This window comes from Paenirhodobacter huangdaonensis (assembly GCF_004022465.1).
In the GTDB taxonomy this organism is placed as follows: Bacteria; Pseudomonadota; Alphaproteobacteria; order Rhodobacterales; family Rhodobacteraceae; genus Rhodobacter; species Rhodobacter huangdaonensis.
In genome coordinates this window covers 70289-84758 of record NZ_SAVA01000003.1, presented here as the reverse complement: position 1 = coordinate 84758, position 14470 = coordinate 70289, and the positions used below count along the sequence as shown (strand labels likewise).

Below are 14470 nucleotides of genomic sequence, written 5' to 3'. Positions count from 1 at the left end.
TCTTGTCCGGCCCGATCCCCTCTCGCCAAAGCCCGGCGTTTGCGCTATCTGGCCCGCAATTGCTGCTCTGGAGGCTTCCCATGAAATTCTTCGTCGATACCGCCGATGTGGCGGCGATCAAGGAACTGAACGATCTCGGCATGGTCGACGGTGTCACCACCAACCCCTCGCTGATCCTGAAATCGGGCCGCGACATCCTCGAGGTGACGAAGGAGATCTGCGACATGGTTGCGGGCCCGGTCTCGGCCGAGGTCGTGGCCACCGAGGCGAAGGACATGATCACCGAGGGTCTGAAGCTTGCCAAGATCGCCTCCAACATCGCGATCAAGGTGCCGCTCACCTGGGATGGCCTGACCGCCTGCAAGGCTTTCGCATCCGAAGGCCACATGGTCAACGTCACGCTGTGCTTCTCGGCCGCGCAGGCGATCCTCGCGGCGAAGGCCGGGGCGAGCTTCATCTCGCCTTTCATCGGCCGTCTCGACGACATCAACCTCGACGGCGTCGAGCTGATCGACGACATCCGCACGATCTATGACAACTACGATTACAAAACGGAAATCCTGGCCGCCTCGATCCGCAACGTGAACCACATCACCGAATGCGCGAAGATCGGCGCCGACGTGATCACCGCGCCGCCCGCCGTGATCAAGGCGATGGCGAACCACGTGCTGACCGACAAGGGGCTCGATCAGTTCCTCAAGGACTGGGCGAAGACCGGGCAGAAGATCGTCTGATCCGAGCTGCAGATCCCGTGCACCGGCCCGCCGTCTCGGCGGGCCGTTTTCGTTTCGGCGCCGTGGTCCGCGGGCAGAATTCACCTGCAATTGACCACGATCGCGTGTAGGATCGCGCAAAAGACCGCGAACCACCGGGCACGAGACAGGCATGAGCGATACCGCATTCGCGCAGCAGCTGCGCGACAAGATCATTTCCGATCCCGACGTGATCCTCGAGGACCGCGACCTGATGCGCGCGCTTGTCGCCGCGAACGAGCGCGCGATGGGGGCGAATATCGTCGATCTGCGCGGCGTCGCCATGGCGCGGCTCGAGCGCCGGCTCGACCGGCTCGAGGACACGCATCGCTCGGTGATCGCCGCGGCCTATGAGAATCTGGCCGGCACCAACCAGATCCACCGTGCGGTGCTGGCGCTGCTCGATCCCGTCGATTTCGAGGCCTTCCTCAAGAACCTCACCACCGAGGTCGCCGAGGTGCTGCGCGTCGACACGGTGCGGCTTGTCCTCGAAAGCCTGCATGGCGGCGAGGATGCGGTCCTGCGCCGGCTGGGCGAGGTGCTGTGCGTGGCCGAGCCGGGCTTCGTCGCCGAATACATGCGGCCCGCCCGCGGCGGCCAGCCGCGGCAGGTGGTGCTGCGCCAGTGCCAGCCGCAATCCGAGGCGATCTATGGCGAGGCGGCGGCCTGGATCCGCTCGGAGGCGGCGCTGGCGCTCGATCTGGGCGCGGGGCGGCTGCCCGGGATGCTGGTCTTCGGCGCCGAGGACCCGCACCAGTTCAAGCCGACGCAGGGCACCGACCTTCTGGGCTTCTTCGGCGGGGTGTTCGAGCGCGCGATGCGCCGCTGGCTGGCATGACCCAGCCGGGCTTCTCGCCCGCGACAGGCGATGCGCTGGTGCGCTGGCTTGAGCAGATGCGGGCGCTCGACGGCGCCTCCGAGCACACGATTGCCGCCTATCGCACGGACGTGGCCGGGTTCCTCGGGTTCCTGCACGGCCACCATGGCGAAAGCCTCGGGGTGGCCCGGCTTGGCGCGCTGGAACAGTCCGACATGCGCGCCTGGATGGCGCATGAGCGGGGCAGGGGGCTCTCGGCGCGCTCGCTCGCCCGGGCACTGTCCTCGGTGAAAAGCTTCATCCGCTGGCTGTCCGACCGCGAGGGTTTTGACGCCACCCATGTGCTGGCCGCGCGGGCGCCGAAATACAGCCGCAAGCTGCCGCGACCGCTTGCCGTCGATGCCGCGAAGGCGGTGATCGAGCAGGTCGAGCTGCAGGCGATGGAGCCCTGGGTAGCGGCGCGCGACGCGGCGGTGGTGACGCTGCTTTACGGCTGCGGGCTGCGGATCTCGGAGGCGCTGGGGCTGACCGGCGCCGCCCATCCGCTGCCCGAGGTGCTGCGCATCCGCGGCAAGGGCGACAAGGAGCGGCTGGTGCCGGTGCTGCCCGCCGCGCGCGAGGCGGTGGCCGGCTATGTCCGGCTTTGCCCCTGGCCGGCCGAGGCCGGGGCGCCGCTTTTTCGCGGCGTGCGCGGCGGCGCGCTGAACCCGCGCCAGATCGAGAAGGCGATGGAGCTCGCCCGCAACGCGCTTGGCCTGCCGGCGACGGCGACGCCGCATGCGCTGCGCCACAGCTTTGCCACCCATCTGCTGGCGGCGGGCGGCGATCTGCGCGCGATCCAGGAGCTTCTGGGCCATGCGAGCCTCGCCACGACGCAGGTCTATACCGCGGTCGATACGGCGCGGCTGATGCAGGTCTATCAGGCCGCCCATCCCCGTGCCTGAGGGCGGGTGGCAACGGTTGCGGCAATTGGCGGGAGGCGGTGCGGCGGCGCTTGCGCCTTTGGCCCGATTGCGGCAGGAAGACCCCATGACCCTCCGTATCAAAGCCCTTTCCGTGCATCTGCTCACCGCCACCGGCGCCGTGCTGTCGATGCTTGCCATGCTGGCCGCCGTCGAGCAGAAGTGGTCGCTGATGTTCCTGTGGCTGGTCGTCGCGCTCGTCGTCGACGGCATCGACGGGCCGCTCGCCCGCCATTACGACGTCAAGCACAACTGCCCGACCTATGACGGCGTGCTGATGGACCTGATCGTCGATTATCTGACCTATGTCTTCGTGCCGGCCTATGCGCTGTTCAAGTCCGGCCTGCTGCCGGGCTGGACCGGCTGGCTCGCGATCATCGCGATCACCTATGCGAGCGTCATCTATTTCGCCGATACCCGGATGAAGACGAAGGACAATTCCTTCTCGGGCTTTCCGGCGTGCTGGAACATGGTGGTGCTGGTGCTGTTCGCGCTGAAACCCGATTACTGGGTCATCCTCGGCGTGGTGCTGGTGCTGGCGGTGGCGATGTTCTTCCCGCTGAAATTCATCCACCCGACCCGCACCAGGCGCTGGCGCGCGCTGTCGCTGCCGATGTCGCTCGCCTGGACGGTGTTCGCGGCCTGGGCGGCGGTGGTGCATTTCCACCCGCTCAGCTGGGCGCATTGGGGGCTGGTGGTGACCTCGCTCTATCTGCTCTTCGTCGGCATCGTGCAGCAGATCGTGCCCGAGCGCCGCGCCGCCTAGAGCCGGGTCAGCACCACGCCGGTCACGATCAGCGCCGCCGCCACCGCCTTCGTCCGCGTCATCCGTTCGTGGAAGACGAGCCAGCCGATCAGCACCGCGAAGAGGATCGAGGTCTCGCGCAGCACCGCGACGAGGGCGATCGGGGCGCGGGTCATCGCCCAGATCGAGATCGCATAGGCGCCGTAGGAGGCCGCGGCGCCGAGCGCGGCGAAGAGCCAGTCGCGCGCCGAGCCCCGCAGCATCGCCGGGCCGCGCCAGACCGGGGCCGCCAGGGCGAAGATGAGCCCGCTGCCCATCATCAGCCAGCCGACATAGCCCGCCGCATCGCCCGAGACCCGCGCGCCGATGCCGTCGACGAGAGTATAGCTGGCCGTCGAGAGCGCGGCGCCGAGGGCGAAGGGCAGGAGGCGGCGGCTTTCGCCATCGGTGAAGACACCATGTGTCATGAAGAGGATCCCCGAGGCGAGCACGGCGACGCCGAGGTAGCCCGCAGGCGCGATCGGGTCGATCGCGAACAGCGCCGAGACGATCGCCACCAGCATCGGCGCGGTGCCGCGCGAGATCGGATAGACCCGGCTGAGATCGCCGGCCTCGTAGGCATGGGCGAGGAAGGTCTTGTAGGCGACCTGCAGCGCGCAGGAGGCGATCAGCCAGGGCCAGGCCGCGGCGGCGGGGAGCGGGCGGGAGAGCACGATCGCAAGCCCCACCCCCACTTCGGCGAGCGACAGCATCGCCATTGCCCGGATCTTCGAGCCGCCGAGGCGGACGAGGGCATTCCAGAGCGCATGCAGGAGGGCCGCGGCCAGCACCGCGAAGAAGATCGGCAGGGACATTGCACACCTTGGTGCCGGGGCAGATCCCTGCCCCTAGCGCGGGCGGCGCGGCCTTGCAAGCTGGGCTCTGGCGGCGGGGCAGGGAGGGGGCGCTGCCCCCTCGGCCTTCGGCCTCACCCCCGGGATATTTCGGGCGATTGGACGCGCAACGGGCGCCTCCTCAGCCCGGGCTGCGCTCGGCCCAGCCGGCGAAGATCTTCTCGAGCGCGACGACGGCGTAGTAGAGCACGATGCCGAGGATCGCGAGGGCGATCAGCACCGCGAACATCAGCGGATAGTCGGAGTTCGTCTGCCCCGACAGGAACAGCGCGCCGAGCCCCTTGCCATGCGGGCTGACGATCTCGACGAGGTTGGTGCCGATGAAGGCGAGCGTCACCGCGACCTTCAGCGCACCGAAGAACTCGGGCAGGGTCTTCGGCAGGGCGATTTTCCGAAAGATCGTGAATTTCGAGGCGCCGAGCGCGGCGAGGATGTCGCGGTATTCGGGTTCGAGTGTGCTGAGCCCGATGCCGACCGAGACCGCGATCGGGAAGAACGAGATCAGGAAGGCCATCAGCACGGTGTTGAAATCGTGCTGGCCGATGAAGATCAGCGCGATCACCGGCACGAGCGTCGCCTTCGGGATCGCGTTGAAGCCGACGAGCAGGGGATAGAGCCCGTCGCGGGCGATCTTCGAAAAGCCCATCACCATGCCGAGGAAGGTGCCGAAGACGACGGCGAGGCCGAGCCCCAGCACGGTGCGCCACAGCGTCTGCCAGCCCATCGTCAGGAACAGAGTGTGGAACTTCCAGAACGCCGGCGGCAGGTCCGAGGGCGCGGCCATCTTGTAATCGGGCCAGCCGTTCACCCAGACGACGAACTCCCACAGCACGAGGAAGATCACGATCGCCGCAAGCGGCACGAGGATTTTTTGCGCGCGGTCCATCAGTGCAGGTCTCCGTCGCGGCCCTGGGCGATGCGGATCTGCTCGCGCAGAAGGTGCAGCATCGCGACCGCCTTCGGTTCATAGAGGATGTCGATCGTGCGGTCGGCCGGCAGATCGACCTCGAGCACGTATTGCGTCTTTGCCGGGCGGCCCGAAAGCACGATCACCTGATCGCCGAGGAACACGCTTTCGCGCAGGTCATGGGTGATGAGCACGCAGGTGAAGGGCTCGGCCGCGCGCAGGTCGCGCATCGTCTGCCACAGGTCCTCGCGGGTGAAGTTGTCGAGCGCGCCGAAGGGCTCGTCCATGATCAGCACCTGCGGCTTGTGCACGATCGCGCGGCACAGCGAGGCGCGCTGGCGCATGCCGCCCGAAAGCTCCGAGGGGCGCTTCTTCTCGAAGCCCTTCAGCCCGACCATCTCGAGCAGATGGGTGGCGCGGGCCTCCTTCTCGGCGCGCCCCATGCCCGGGGCGACGATCTCGAGCGGCAGCATCACGTTCTCGAGGATCGTGCGCCATTCGAGCATCACCGGGTTCTGGAACGCCATGCCCACGGTCTTGCGCGGGCTCGATACCTCCTGCCCGTCGAGGATCACCGCGCCCTCGTCGGGCCGCATCAGCCCCGAGACGAGCCGGGTCAGCGTGGACTTGCCGCAGCCCGAGGGGCCGACGACGGCGCAGAACTCGCCCTCGCCCACGCCCACGTCGAGCCCGTCGAGAACCGGCAGCGGGCCGTTCTTCGTCTTGTAGGCGTGTTTCACGCCGCGGATGTCGATGAATTTCTGCATGGTCCCACCTTGCGCGAGGACGGGGGCCCGAAGGCCCCCGGTCCGGTCATTGCAGCATCAGGCTGCCGTCAGTGGGCAGATACTCTGCGTCGAAGAAGGTCTTCGCCTCGGGCGTGGTCTTGAATTCGTAGGTGGTGCCGAGCTGCTCGATCGACTTCGCGAAACGGGCCGTGTCGATACCGCCCATGCCGTGTTCCTTGACGTAGTCGGTCAGCACGTTGCCGGCGATGGCGAGTTCGAGGCGCTTCGTCTCGAGCCCCGCATCGGCGGCCGGGTTGCGCTTCACCAGCGTCTCGACCGCGGCGGCGGGATCGGCGATCGCTTCCTTCCAGCCCTTCGCGGTGGCGCGCAGGAAGCCCGTCACCATCTCGGGATGGGCCTTCGCCCAGTCGGTGTTGACGATGATCGCATTGCCGTAAAGCGCGACGCCATAATCGGCCATCAGCAGCACGGTCAGATCGTCTGCCGGCACGCCGAGGCGTTCGGCGTTCAGCGTCGAGGTGAAGGAGAAGCCGGTGATCGCGGCCACCTTGCCCTCGGCCAGCATCGGTTCGCGCACCGGGAAACCCACCGGCTCGACGGTGATCTTCGACATGTCGAGGCCCTGTTCCTTGGCGAAGATCGGGAACTGCGCCCAGGCCCCGTCCGGCGGCGGCGCGCCGAGCGCCTTGCCCTCGAGATCCTTCGGCGTCTCGATGCCGAGCGACTTGCGCCCGACGACGGCGAAGGCGGGCTTGTCATAGACCATCATCACCGCGGTGACCGGGGCGCCGGGGTTCTGGTCGAGGAATTTCATCAGCGAGTTGATGTCGGTGAAGCCGAGCGGGAAGGCGCCGGTCGCCACCTTCGGGATCGCGTCGAGCGACCCCGCGCCCTCGGTCACCTGCACGTCGAGGCCCTCTGCCTTGTAAAAGCCCTTGTCGACGGCAAGCGTGTAGGGCGCGGCGGGGCCCTCGAACTTCCAGTCGAGGGCGAAAGGCACGGTGGTTTCGGCGTGCAGCGCCGGGGCGGTGAAGCCCAGCACCGTTGCGGCGGCGGCCAGTCCCGTCAGGGTGCGGTGAAACATGTCGGTCAAACTCCCGGGTTCTGAGGTCGGGCCGATCCTGCGCCCATCCGTCGGGTGGGGGGAATGCGCCATGCGCCGCACGTCGCGGCAGATATGGGCCGAGTGGTCAAATTTTGACCGATCACTCGTAATTGGCCTGAATTTTGCGCATCTGATGAAGGACTTTGCGCAATCTGGTCAGAAATGCACCCGAATCTGAAGAAAGCCGGCGGCGTTCAGGCCGAGTTCCTCGAGCCGCGCGGCGGTGGGGCCGGCCTCGGCCAGACGTCCGGCAGCGCGCGGCGAGGTTTCGAGGAGCGCGCTTGCGCCCGGGATCGGGGCAAAGCGCCAGACCGGCTCGGCCACCGGCTGCAGGGGGCTGTGCCGTTCCAGCAGCTCAAACAGCACGACGCGCGAACTTTTGGGCGGGCCGAGGTCGATCGCCCCCTCCGCCGCGCCGGGAAAGCCGCCCGCGCCCGCGCTGCGATAGCTGTTCGTGGCGATCACGAATGCGGCGGTCGGGTCGACCGGCTGGCCGGCGTGGCGCAGGTCGCGGATGCGGCGGCTGTCGGCGGCGAGGCTGCCGTCGGGGGCGAAGCGGGCCGGGCGGCTGAGGTCGATCTCGTAGCTCAGCCCGGCGAGCACGTCGAAGTTGTAGCAGGGGAAGGCCGGGTCGAGCAGCGGCTGGTCGGCCTGTCCCGGGGTGATGGTCGCAAAGACGCAGGCCGCGCGCTCGAGCCAGTCGGCAAGCTGGGCGCCGCGCACCAGCACGGCCGTGGCAGTGTTCGGGAACAGGCTCATCTCGAGCACATGGCGGCGCGAGAGCGGCCCGGCGGGGATGTCGGTGAAGAAGCCCGGGCCGCCGCGCCCGCCGCATTTGCCGGGCGCCACCGCGGCCAGCACCGGCAGCGCCGCCTCGGGCCGGCCGGCGAGCCGGGCCCGGACATGGGCAGTCTGCGCCGCGGCGATCAGGCTCAGCCCGGCGTCGGGGGCGACCATCGAGAAGAAGCTCTGGATCGGTCCGGCGAGCCGGGTGACCGGCTGCGACAATTCGCAGATCACCTCCTCATGCGCCGGGGCGAGCCGGGCGACGAGGGCGGGGGCTTCGGGCACCGGCCGGCCGGTGGCGGCCTCAAGCACCGGGCGCAGCGCGGCGCGGCTTTCGACCACCCCCCAGCCGCCGGCACCGTCCGGGGCGAGCGTCAGGTCGATCACGCCGAGATGCGAGCCCCAGCGGCCCGGCATCACCGCGGGTTTGCCGTGGAGCAGGCCGCGCCGGGGATCGACGACCTCGGTCGCGGCGGTGTCGGGGCCGGGGAAGGACAGGTGGCTGTGGCCGCAGATCAGCGCGTCGATCCCGGGCACCGCGGCAAGCGGCACGGCGGCATGCTCGGTCGCCCGGTCGGGCAGGCCCGGGGGCAGGTGCGGTTCGATCCCGGTATGGGCGAGGGCGATGACGACATCGGCCCCCGCCGCGCGCAGCGCCGGCACATGGGCGCGCGCCGCCTCATTGATGCCGCGCACGCTCAGCCGGCCCTCGAGCTGCAGCCGGTCCCACATCAGGATCTGCGGCGGCACGAAGCCGATCACCCCGATCTTCAGCCGATGGAGCTGCCCCTCCGCATCGCTCAGCGCGCGCTCGAGGATCGCCCAGGGCGGCAGCAGCGTCTCATCCTCGAGCGGCGTCGCCCCGGCGCGCCGCACCGCATTGGCACAGACGAGCGGAAAGCCCGCCCCCTCGATCGCGCGGCAGAGGTAGTCGAGGCCGAAGTTGAACTCGTGGTTGCCGATCGTGCCGGCGTCGTAACCGAGCGCGTTCATCATCTCGAAGACCGGGTGCACCTCGCCCGGGGGCAGGCCGCGCCGCGCCCAGTGATCGACGAGCGGCGTGCCCTGCAAGATGTCGCCATTGTCGAAGAGCAGCGTGTTCGCCACCTCGGCGCGTGCCGCCTGCACCAGACTCGCGATCCGGGTCAGGCCGCAGTCGGTGCCGGGCTGATCCTGGCCGTAATCGTGGCTGCGCAGATAGCCGTGCACATCGGTCGTCGCCAGCACGCGCAGCAGCACCCGGCCCGCTTCCGCACCGCTCGAAGCCCCCCGCTCTGCCGTTTGCGCCATGTCCGATCCCTTCGATATCGCCCGGAGCTACAAAAATGCGTCGGCGACCGGAACGACGGAGTGCCAGCCTAAGCAGAATTTTCCGAGTTTCAACCACCGGTTGCGCCTTTTCGGGCGGGCAGGGGGATCGCCCGGGCGATGATGCGGAGGCGCAACGCCGCTGGCCTTTCATCGCTGCGGCATGGCAAAAGGAAGGGGCGGGGCAGGCCGTCCCGCGCCGTGCCGGAGCCCCCATGTCAGACGCCCGTTCCCCAGATGTCCGTTCCGATGCCGCCGTGATGGCGGTCGATGCCCGCCCGGGCCTTGCCTTCGCGGGCTCGGGTCTCGATCGCGCGGCCTCTCTGCGCGGCGATGCCGCGGCGCTTGCCCGGATGGCGGTCGATCCTGCCGCCCGGATCGTGCCGTTCTGGCGCGGCCGGCCGCTGCTGGCGGGCGCGGAAACACCGGCCGATCCGGCGCTCGGTGCGGGGCTTGCCGGGCTCGCGCCGGGGGCGGCGCTGCTGTCGCACGCGGCGGGCGGGTGGATCTTCCTCGGCCTTTCCGCCGGCGCGCCGGTTTTTGCCGCCGATATCTCGGCCTGGGTGCCGGAAGGGCCCGAGCCCGATTTCGGCGCCTTCTTCGATGACAGCGCGCAGCATCATCCGGACTTGCCGGCGGGCACGGCCTTCGCAGACCTGCGCGGCGCGATGATGCGGCTCGACCCGCGCGCGGCAGAGATTGCGGCAACGGCACGGGCGCTGCTGAACTGGCACGGCACGCATGGCTTCTGCTCGGCCTGCGGCGCGGCGAGCACGCCCGCGCTTGCCGGCTGGCAGCGGGTCTGCCCGGCCTGCGGCGCGCAGCATTTCCCGCGCACCGATCCGTGCGTCATCATGTGCGTGACCCGCGGCAATTCGGTGCTGCTTGGCCGCTCGCCGGGCTGGCCCGAGGGGATGTATTCCTGTCTCGCGGGGTTCATGGAGCCGGGCGAGCCGGTCGAATCCGCCGTCCGCCGCGAGGTGTTCGAGGAAACCGCGGTGCGGGTCGGGCCGGTGCGGCTGCTGGTGTCGCAGCCCTGGCCGTTCCCGGCCTCGCTGATGATCGGCTGCGCCGCCGAGGCCGTGAGCACCGAGATCACCTGCGATCCGACCGAGATCGAGGATGCGCTCTGGATCAGCCGCGAGCGGCTCGCGGCGGTCTTTGCCGGTGCCGATCCCGTGATCCGTGCGCCACGCTCGGGGGCAATTGCGGGCTGGATGCTGCGGCAGTGGCTTGCAGACCGGCGGCATTGACTGCACGCTGCCGCCATATTCATTTCGCCCGAGCCCACCGGGCAGCGACCGTTCAAGGAGCCCCGGCATGAAGTTCTCCAGCCGTGTCGACATCGCCGCCCCGGCGGAGTTCGTCTTCGACCAGATCGCCGACTTTGCCTCCTTCGAGCATGCGGCGCGGCGCCGCGGCGTCAGCCTGCGCCGGATCGACGCGCTTGCGGTGCCGGGGCCGGGGATGTCGTGGGAGGTCGGCTTTCACTTCCGCGGCCGCTTGCGCCAGCTGACCGCCGAGATCATCCGCTTCGAACGCCCCGCGGCGATCGACTACAGCGGCAAGTCACACGGCTTCGAGTTGCTGCTCTCGCTGCAGATCACCGTGCTCGCGCCCGGGCGCTCGCGGCTGCATGTGATACTCGACGCGCGGCCGCGCACGCTGGGCGCGCGGCTGCTGCTGCAATCGGCAAAGCTCGGCCGCAGCCGGCTCGAGCGCAGCTTCGAAGAGCGCGTCGCAACTTTCGGTGCGGCGCTCTACACGCGCTTCGCGGCGGCGCGGTCTGGCACCCGCGACGGGGTGGCGCCGCAGGCTCAGCCGTGGCGGCGCGGGTCGGCCGGATAGACGCCGAGCAACGCCATGTTCGAGGTGAAATAGTCGAGTTCGTCGAGCGCGAGACGCAGGTTGCTGTCGTCGGGGTGGCCCTCGACGTCGGCATAGAACTGCGTCGCGGTGAAATTGCCGTCGACCATGTAGCTTTCGAGCTTGGTCATGTTCACGCCATTCGTCGCGAAGCCGCCAAGCGCCTTGTAAAGCGCGGCCGGGATGTTGCGCACGCGGAAGACGAAGGTGGTCATCATCCGGCCGTGGCCGCGCCGCTTCAGGTCGGGCTCGCGGCCCATCACCAGGAAGCGGGTGGTGTTGTGGGCGTGGTCCTCGATGTCATGGGCCAGCACCTCGAGGCCGTAGATCTCGGCGGCAAGCGCCGAGGCCAGAACGCCTTCGCCCGGGGTGCGGGTGTGGGCGAGTTCGGCCGCGGCGCCGGCGCTGTCGGCGGCGGCATGGCCCGCGATGCCGTGCTCGCGCAGGAAGCGCGCCGATTGCGGCAGCAGCACCAGATGCGCGCGCACGTCGGTGATCTCGTCGAGCTTGCGGCCCGGCACGCTCATCAGGCAGATCCGCACCCGCACGAAAAGCTCGTCGAGGATGTGCAGTCCGGATTCCGGCAGCAGCCGGTGGATGTCGGCGACCCGGCCATAGGTCGAGTTCTCGACCGGCAGCATCGCGAGATCGGCATCGCCCCGGCGCACCGCCTCGATCACCTCTTCGAAGGTGTTGCAGGGGAGGGCCTCCATGTCCGGGCGCGCCTCGCGGCAGGCCTCGTGCGAATAGGCGCCCGGTTCGCCCTGGAATGCGATCACGCCCTTGCGCTGAATGCTCATTGGTTCCTCCGTCTGCAGTTGCGGTCTGCCTATACCGCGCGCGCGCACAGGAAAAGCCGGATCGCGCCGGCGGGGCGGCCGAAAACCCGCCCGGGCGCGACAAAAGGCGCCGAATTCAGGGCTTTCTTCAAAAAATCTTGAAAGGAAGGGGGCAAACCGGGTAAGTGCCGGCAACTGGACAGAGAAACTCAGGGGCGAGTCATGCTCAATTCGACCACGATCACCAAGGCTGCGGGCGGCGTGCTGGGCGCCTTCCTGTTCTTCCTCGTCGCCAATAGCGCCTCGGGTAAGCTGTTCTCGCTCGTCTCCGGCACGCATGTCGCGGCCGACGGCACCGAGGTCGCGATGATGACCGCTGCGCCGGGCGGGGCGGGCGGCGGCGACGCTGCGGCGGCCGCGCCGGCGGAAGAAGTCCAGATCGTGCTGGGCGAGGGCGACGCCGAGAAGGGCGCCAAGGTCTTTGGCAAGTGCAAGGCCTGCCACAAGGTCGACGGCACCAATGCCACCGGCCCGCATCTTGACGGCGTCGTCGGTCGTCCGGTCGCCTCGGTCGAGGGCTTCGGCTATTCCGACGCGCTCAAGGCGCATGGCGGCGAATGGACGCTCGAGGCGCTGAACCAGTGGCTGAGCGGCCCGAAGGACTATATCCCGGGCAACAAGATGTCCTTCGCCGGCCTGCCCAAGGCGGAAGACCGCAACAACGTCATCACCTATCTGAAAAGCCTGAGCAACTGATCGCCGAAAGGCCGATCGGATCGCGTTCCGGAAGGGCCGTCCCGCGGGGGCGGCCCTTTTGCCATGCTCTCACGCAGTTGCAACTTGCACCCCGGCGCGATGCCCCTTTAGCTGGTCGGGCAATGAAGGGGAGAGACGGATGACGAGGGCAATGGTCGCGGCGCGGCGGATGCAGGACATCGGTGCGGGGCGGATGGTCGGGGCACTGCTGCTGGGCGCGGCGCTCTGGACGGGGCTCGCGGCCGGGGCCCGGGCCGAGGAGACGATCACCGCCCCCGCCATCTCGACGCTGGGCAATCTGAAATACGGCCCCGATTTCGCCCATCTCGACTACGTCAACCCCGAGGCGCCGAAGGGCGGCGAGATTTCGGAATGGGCGCCGGGCGGGTTCGACAATTTCAACCCCTACACGCTCGAGGGGCGGGCGGCGGCGCTGTCTTCCGTCCCGCTGGAATCGATGCTGACCGGCACCGACGACACCGTGGGCGAGGCCTATTGCCTGCTGTGCGAAAGCCTCGAATACCCGGCATCGAAGGACTGGGTGATCTTCACCCTGCGCGACGGCATCACCTTCTCGGACGGCACGCCGCTGACTGCCGAGGACGTGCTGTTTTCCTATGAGCAGCTGCGCGACAAGGGGCTGTCGAGCTTCCGCGCGGTGGTGGCGCAACAGATCGCCTCGGTCGAGGTGCTCGATGCGAAACGGGTGAAATTCACCTTCGTGCCGGGCTCTCCGCGGCGCGACATCATCCAGTCGGCGGGCGGGCTGCCGGTGTTCTCGAAGGCGCAGTTCGCGCGCGACGGCATCGACCTGGCGAAATCCTCGCCGGTGGCGCTGATCGGCTCGGGCCCCTACATGTTCGACAGCGCCAAGAACGGCCGCACCGTGGTGTGGAAGCGCAACCCCGCCTATTGGGGCGCGAAACTGCCGATCAACGTCGGGCGCTACAACTTCGACAAGATCCGCGTCGAGTATTACGGCGATTATCAGGCCGCCTTCGAGGGCTTCAAGGCCGGCAGCTATACCTTCCGCAACGAGGCAAGCTCGCTTGCCTGGGCGACGGGCTATGACTTCCCGGCGCTGACCAAGGGCCAGGTGGTGAAGGCGGAACTGCCGAACGGCAATGTCGCCTCGGGCCAGGCCTTTGCGATCAACCTGCGGCGCGAGCGGTTCCAGGACATCCGCGTGCGCGAGGCGCTCGGGCTGATGTTCAACTTCGAATGGTCGAACGAGACGCTGTTCTACGGGCTTTACGCGCGGGTGAACTCGATCTGGGAGAACTCGCCGCTCGCTGCGACCGGCACGCCCACGCCCGAGGAGGCCGAGATCCTGAAACCCTTCGCCGCCGATCTGCCCGAGGGCGTGCTGACCGATCCGGTGGCGATGGCGCCGGTGTCCGGCAAGCGCCAGCTTGACCGCGGCAACCTGCGCAAGGCGGCGGCGCTGCTCGATGCCGCGGGCTGGCCGGTGGCCGATGACGGCATGCGGCGCAACGCGAAGGGCGAGACGCTGAAGGTCGAGATCCTGAACGATTCTCAGACCTTCGATCGCGTCATCAACCCCTATGTCGAGAACCTGCGCGCCCTTGGCGTCGATGCCGCGATGGCGCGGGTGGATGACGCGCAATATGAAAACCGCCGCCGCTCGCATGACTATGACATGATCACCGCCGCGCTCGGCCAGAACGAGATCCCGGGCGCCGATCTGCAGCAGTATTTCGGTTCGGCCGGGGCCGGGGACGTGTTCAACGCGATGGGGCTTGCGAACCCGGGCATCGACGGGCTGGTGCGGCTGGTCGAGGGGGCGCAGACGCAAGACCAGCTGACGCCGCGGGTGCATGCGCTTGACCGCGCGCTGCGGGCCTTCCACTTCTGGGTGCCGCAATGGTTCAAGGCGAGCTACACTGTCGCCTATTACGACATGTACGAGCACCCCGCCGCGCTGCCGCCGCACGCGCTCGGTGAGCTGGACTTCTGGTGGTACAACGCCGAAAAGGGCGAAAAGCTGAAAGCGGCCGGGGCGTTCTGAGCCAGCAGGCAGCACG

Annotated in this window: 14 protein-coding genes; 8 read left to right on the top strand and 6 right to left on the bottom strand. The window is 68.6% G+C overall.

What is annotated here, in order from left to right; genetic code table 11:
* Positions 1 to 80 precede the first annotated feature (80 nt).
* The 4 genes from fsa to EOW66_RS05930 all read left to right on the top strand — a co-directional run bounded on the left by fsa (position 81) and on the right by EOW66_RS05930 (position 3297).
* A complete protein-coding gene (gene fsa, locus EOW66_RS05945) occupies positions 81 to 734 on the top strand; it encodes a fructose-6-phosphate aldolase (RefSeq protein WP_128155525.1) in 654 nt (217 codons plus the stop codon).
* 151 nt (positions 735 to 885) lie between these two features.
* A complete protein-coding gene (locus tag EOW66_RS05940) occupies positions 886 to 1590 on the top strand; it encodes a DUF484 family protein (protein ID WP_128155524.1) in 705 nt (234 codons plus the stop codon).
* The gene (locus EOW66_RS05935; protein ID WP_128155523.1) at positions 1587 to 2513 is read left to right on the top strand and encodes a tyrosine recombinase XerC; all 927 of its coding nucleotides are present in this window, start codon (positions 1587 to 1589) and stop codon (positions 2511 to 2513) included. Before EOW66_RS05940 ends, EOW66_RS05935 begins: the two co-directional genes overlap by 4 nt.
* A gap of 85 nt (positions 2514 to 2598) precedes the next feature.
* Positions 2599 to 3297 carry a CDP-alcohol phosphatidyltransferase family protein gene (locus EOW66_RS05930; RefSeq protein ID WP_128155522.1) on the top strand — a complete coding sequence of 233 codons (699 nt, stop codon included), beginning with the start codon at positions 2599 to 2601 and terminating at the stop codon, positions 3295 to 3297.
* On the opposite strand, the gene EOW66_RS05925 is transcribed toward EOW66_RS05930, so the two are convergent.
* From EOW66_RS05925 to EOW66_RS05905, 5 genes are all read right to left on the bottom strand, one after another.
* Positions 3294 to 4130: a DMT family transporter gene (locus EOW66_RS05925; RefSeq protein WP_128155521.1), complete on the bottom strand. Its 837-nt coding sequence runs from the start codon at positions 4128 to 4130 to the stop codon at positions 3294 to 3296. The genes EOW66_RS05930 and EOW66_RS05925 overlap by 4 nt on opposite strands.
* Before the next feature lie 160 nt (positions 4131 to 4290).
* Positions 4291 to 5055, bottom strand: a complete 765-nt coding sequence (locus EOW66_RS05920; protein WP_113899578.1) for an ABC transporter permease — start codon at positions 5053 to 5055, stop codon at positions 4291 to 4293.
* The gene (locus EOW66_RS05915) at positions 5055 to 5843 is read right to left on the bottom strand and encodes an ABC transporter ATP-binding protein (protein WP_128155520.1); all 789 of its coding nucleotides are present in this window, start codon (positions 5841 to 5843) and stop codon (positions 5055 to 5057) included. Before EOW66_RS05915 ends, EOW66_RS05920 begins: the two co-directional genes overlap by 1 nt.
* Before the next feature lie 46 nt (positions 5844 to 5889).
* Positions 5890 to 6909, bottom strand: a complete 1020-nt coding sequence (locus tag EOW66_RS05910) for an ABC transporter substrate-binding protein (RefSeq protein ID WP_113899667.1) — start codon at positions 6907 to 6909, stop codon at positions 5890 to 5892.
* A 177-nt stretch (positions 6910 to 7086) separates the two neighbouring features.
* Positions 7087 to 9006 (bottom strand): bifunctional 2',3'-cyclic-nucleotide 2'-phosphodiesterase/3'-nucleotidase, encoded by a 1920-nt coding sequence (locus tag EOW66_RS05905; protein WP_128155519.1) that lies wholly within the window; start codon positions 9004 to 9006, stop codon positions 7087 to 7089.
* Positions 9007 to 9284: 278 nt separating this feature from the next.
* On the opposite strand from EOW66_RS05905, the gene nudC reads away from it, so the two are divergent.
* Together nudC and EOW66_RS05895 are read left to right on the top strand one after the other, a co-directional pair.
* On the top strand, positions 9285 to 10277 hold the full coding sequence (gene nudC / locus EOW66_RS05900; protein WP_239017530.1) for an NAD(+) diphosphatase: 993 nt from the start codon (positions 9285 to 9287) through the stop codon (positions 10275 to 10277).
* A gap of 67 nt (positions 10278 to 10344) precedes the next feature.
* Positions 10345 to 10872, top strand: coding sequence for an SRPBCC family protein (locus tag EOW66_RS05895; RefSeq protein WP_128155517.1), 528 nt, complete (start codon positions 10345 to 10347; stop codon positions 10870 to 10872).
* Here EOW66_RS05895 and EOW66_RS05890 read toward each other — a convergent pair.
* Positions 10842 to 11690, bottom strand: coding sequence for a prephenate dehydratase (locus EOW66_RS05890; RefSeq protein WP_113899583.1), 849 nt, complete (start codon positions 11688 to 11690; stop codon positions 10842 to 10844). The two genes, EOW66_RS05895 and EOW66_RS05890, sit on opposite strands and share 31 nt — an antisense overlap.
* A 201-nt stretch (positions 11691 to 11891) precedes the next feature.
* Between EOW66_RS05890 and EOW66_RS05885 the strand changes: the two genes are divergently transcribed.
* Positions 11892 to 12425: a c-type cytochrome gene (locus tag EOW66_RS05885; protein WP_128155516.1), complete on the top strand. Its 534-nt coding sequence runs from the start codon at positions 11892 to 11894 to the stop codon at positions 12423 to 12425.
* Between the two features lie 139 nt (positions 12426 to 12564).
* A complete protein-coding gene (locus EOW66_RS05880; protein ID WP_128155515.1) occupies positions 12565 to 14454 on the top strand; it encodes an extracellular solute-binding protein in 1890 nt (629 codons plus the stop codon).
* Positions 14455 to 14470: the final 16 nt, after the last annotated feature.

Excerpts from the sequence above, each read along its gene's own strand:
- fsa (WP_128155525.1), top strand. The coding sequence starts at position 81 with ATGAAATTCTTCGTCGATACCGCCGATGTGGCGGCGATCAAGGAACTG.
- EOW66_RS05940 (WP_128155524.1), top strand. The coding sequence starts at position 886 with ATGAGCGATACCGCATTCGCGCAGCAGCTGCGCGACAAGATCATTTCC.
- EOW66_RS05935 (WP_128155523.1), top strand. The coding sequence starts at position 1,587 with ATGACCCAGCCGGGCTTCTCGCCCGCGACAGGCGATGCGCTGGTGCGC.
- EOW66_RS05930 (WP_128155522.1), top strand. The coding sequence starts at position 2,599 with ATGACCCTCCGTATCAAAGCCCTTTCCGTGCATCTGCTCACCGCCACC.
- EOW66_RS05925 (WP_128155521.1), bottom strand. The coding sequence starts at position 4,130 with ATGTCCCTGCCGATCTTCTTCGCGGTGCTGGCCGCGGCCCTCCTGCAT.
- EOW66_RS05920 (WP_113899578.1), bottom strand. The coding sequence starts at position 5,055 with ATGGACCGCGCGCAAAAAATCCTCGTGCCGCTTGCGGCGATCGTGATC.
- EOW66_RS05915 (WP_128155520.1), bottom strand. The coding sequence starts at position 5,843 with ATGCAGAAATTCATCGACATCCGCGGCGTGAAACACGCCTACAAGACG.
- EOW66_RS05910 (WP_113899667.1), bottom strand. The coding sequence starts at position 6,909 with ATGTTTCACCGCACCCTGACGGGACTGGCCGCCGCCGCAACGGTGCTG.
- EOW66_RS05905 (WP_128155519.1), bottom strand. The coding sequence starts at position 9,006 with ATGGCGCAAACGGCAGAGCGGGGGGCTTCGAGCGGTGCGGAAGCGGGC.
- nudC (WP_239017530.1), top strand. The coding sequence starts at position 9,285 with ATGGCGGTCGATGCCCGCCCGGGCCTTGCCTTCGCGGGCTCGGGTCTC.
- EOW66_RS05895 (WP_128155517.1), top strand. The coding sequence starts at position 10,345 with ATGAAGTTCTCCAGCCGTGTCGACATCGCCGCCCCGGCGGAGTTCGTC.
- EOW66_RS05890 (WP_113899583.1), bottom strand. The coding sequence starts at position 11,690 with ATGAGCATTCAGCGCAAGGGCGTGATCGCATTCCAGGGCGAACCGGGC.
- EOW66_RS05885 (WP_128155516.1), top strand. The coding sequence starts at position 11,892 with ATGCTCAATTCGACCACGATCACCAAGGCTGCGGGCGGCGTGCTGGGC.
- EOW66_RS05880 (WP_128155515.1), top strand. The coding sequence starts at position 12,565 with ATGACGAGGGCAATGGTCGCGGCGCGGCGGATGCAGGACATCGGTGCG.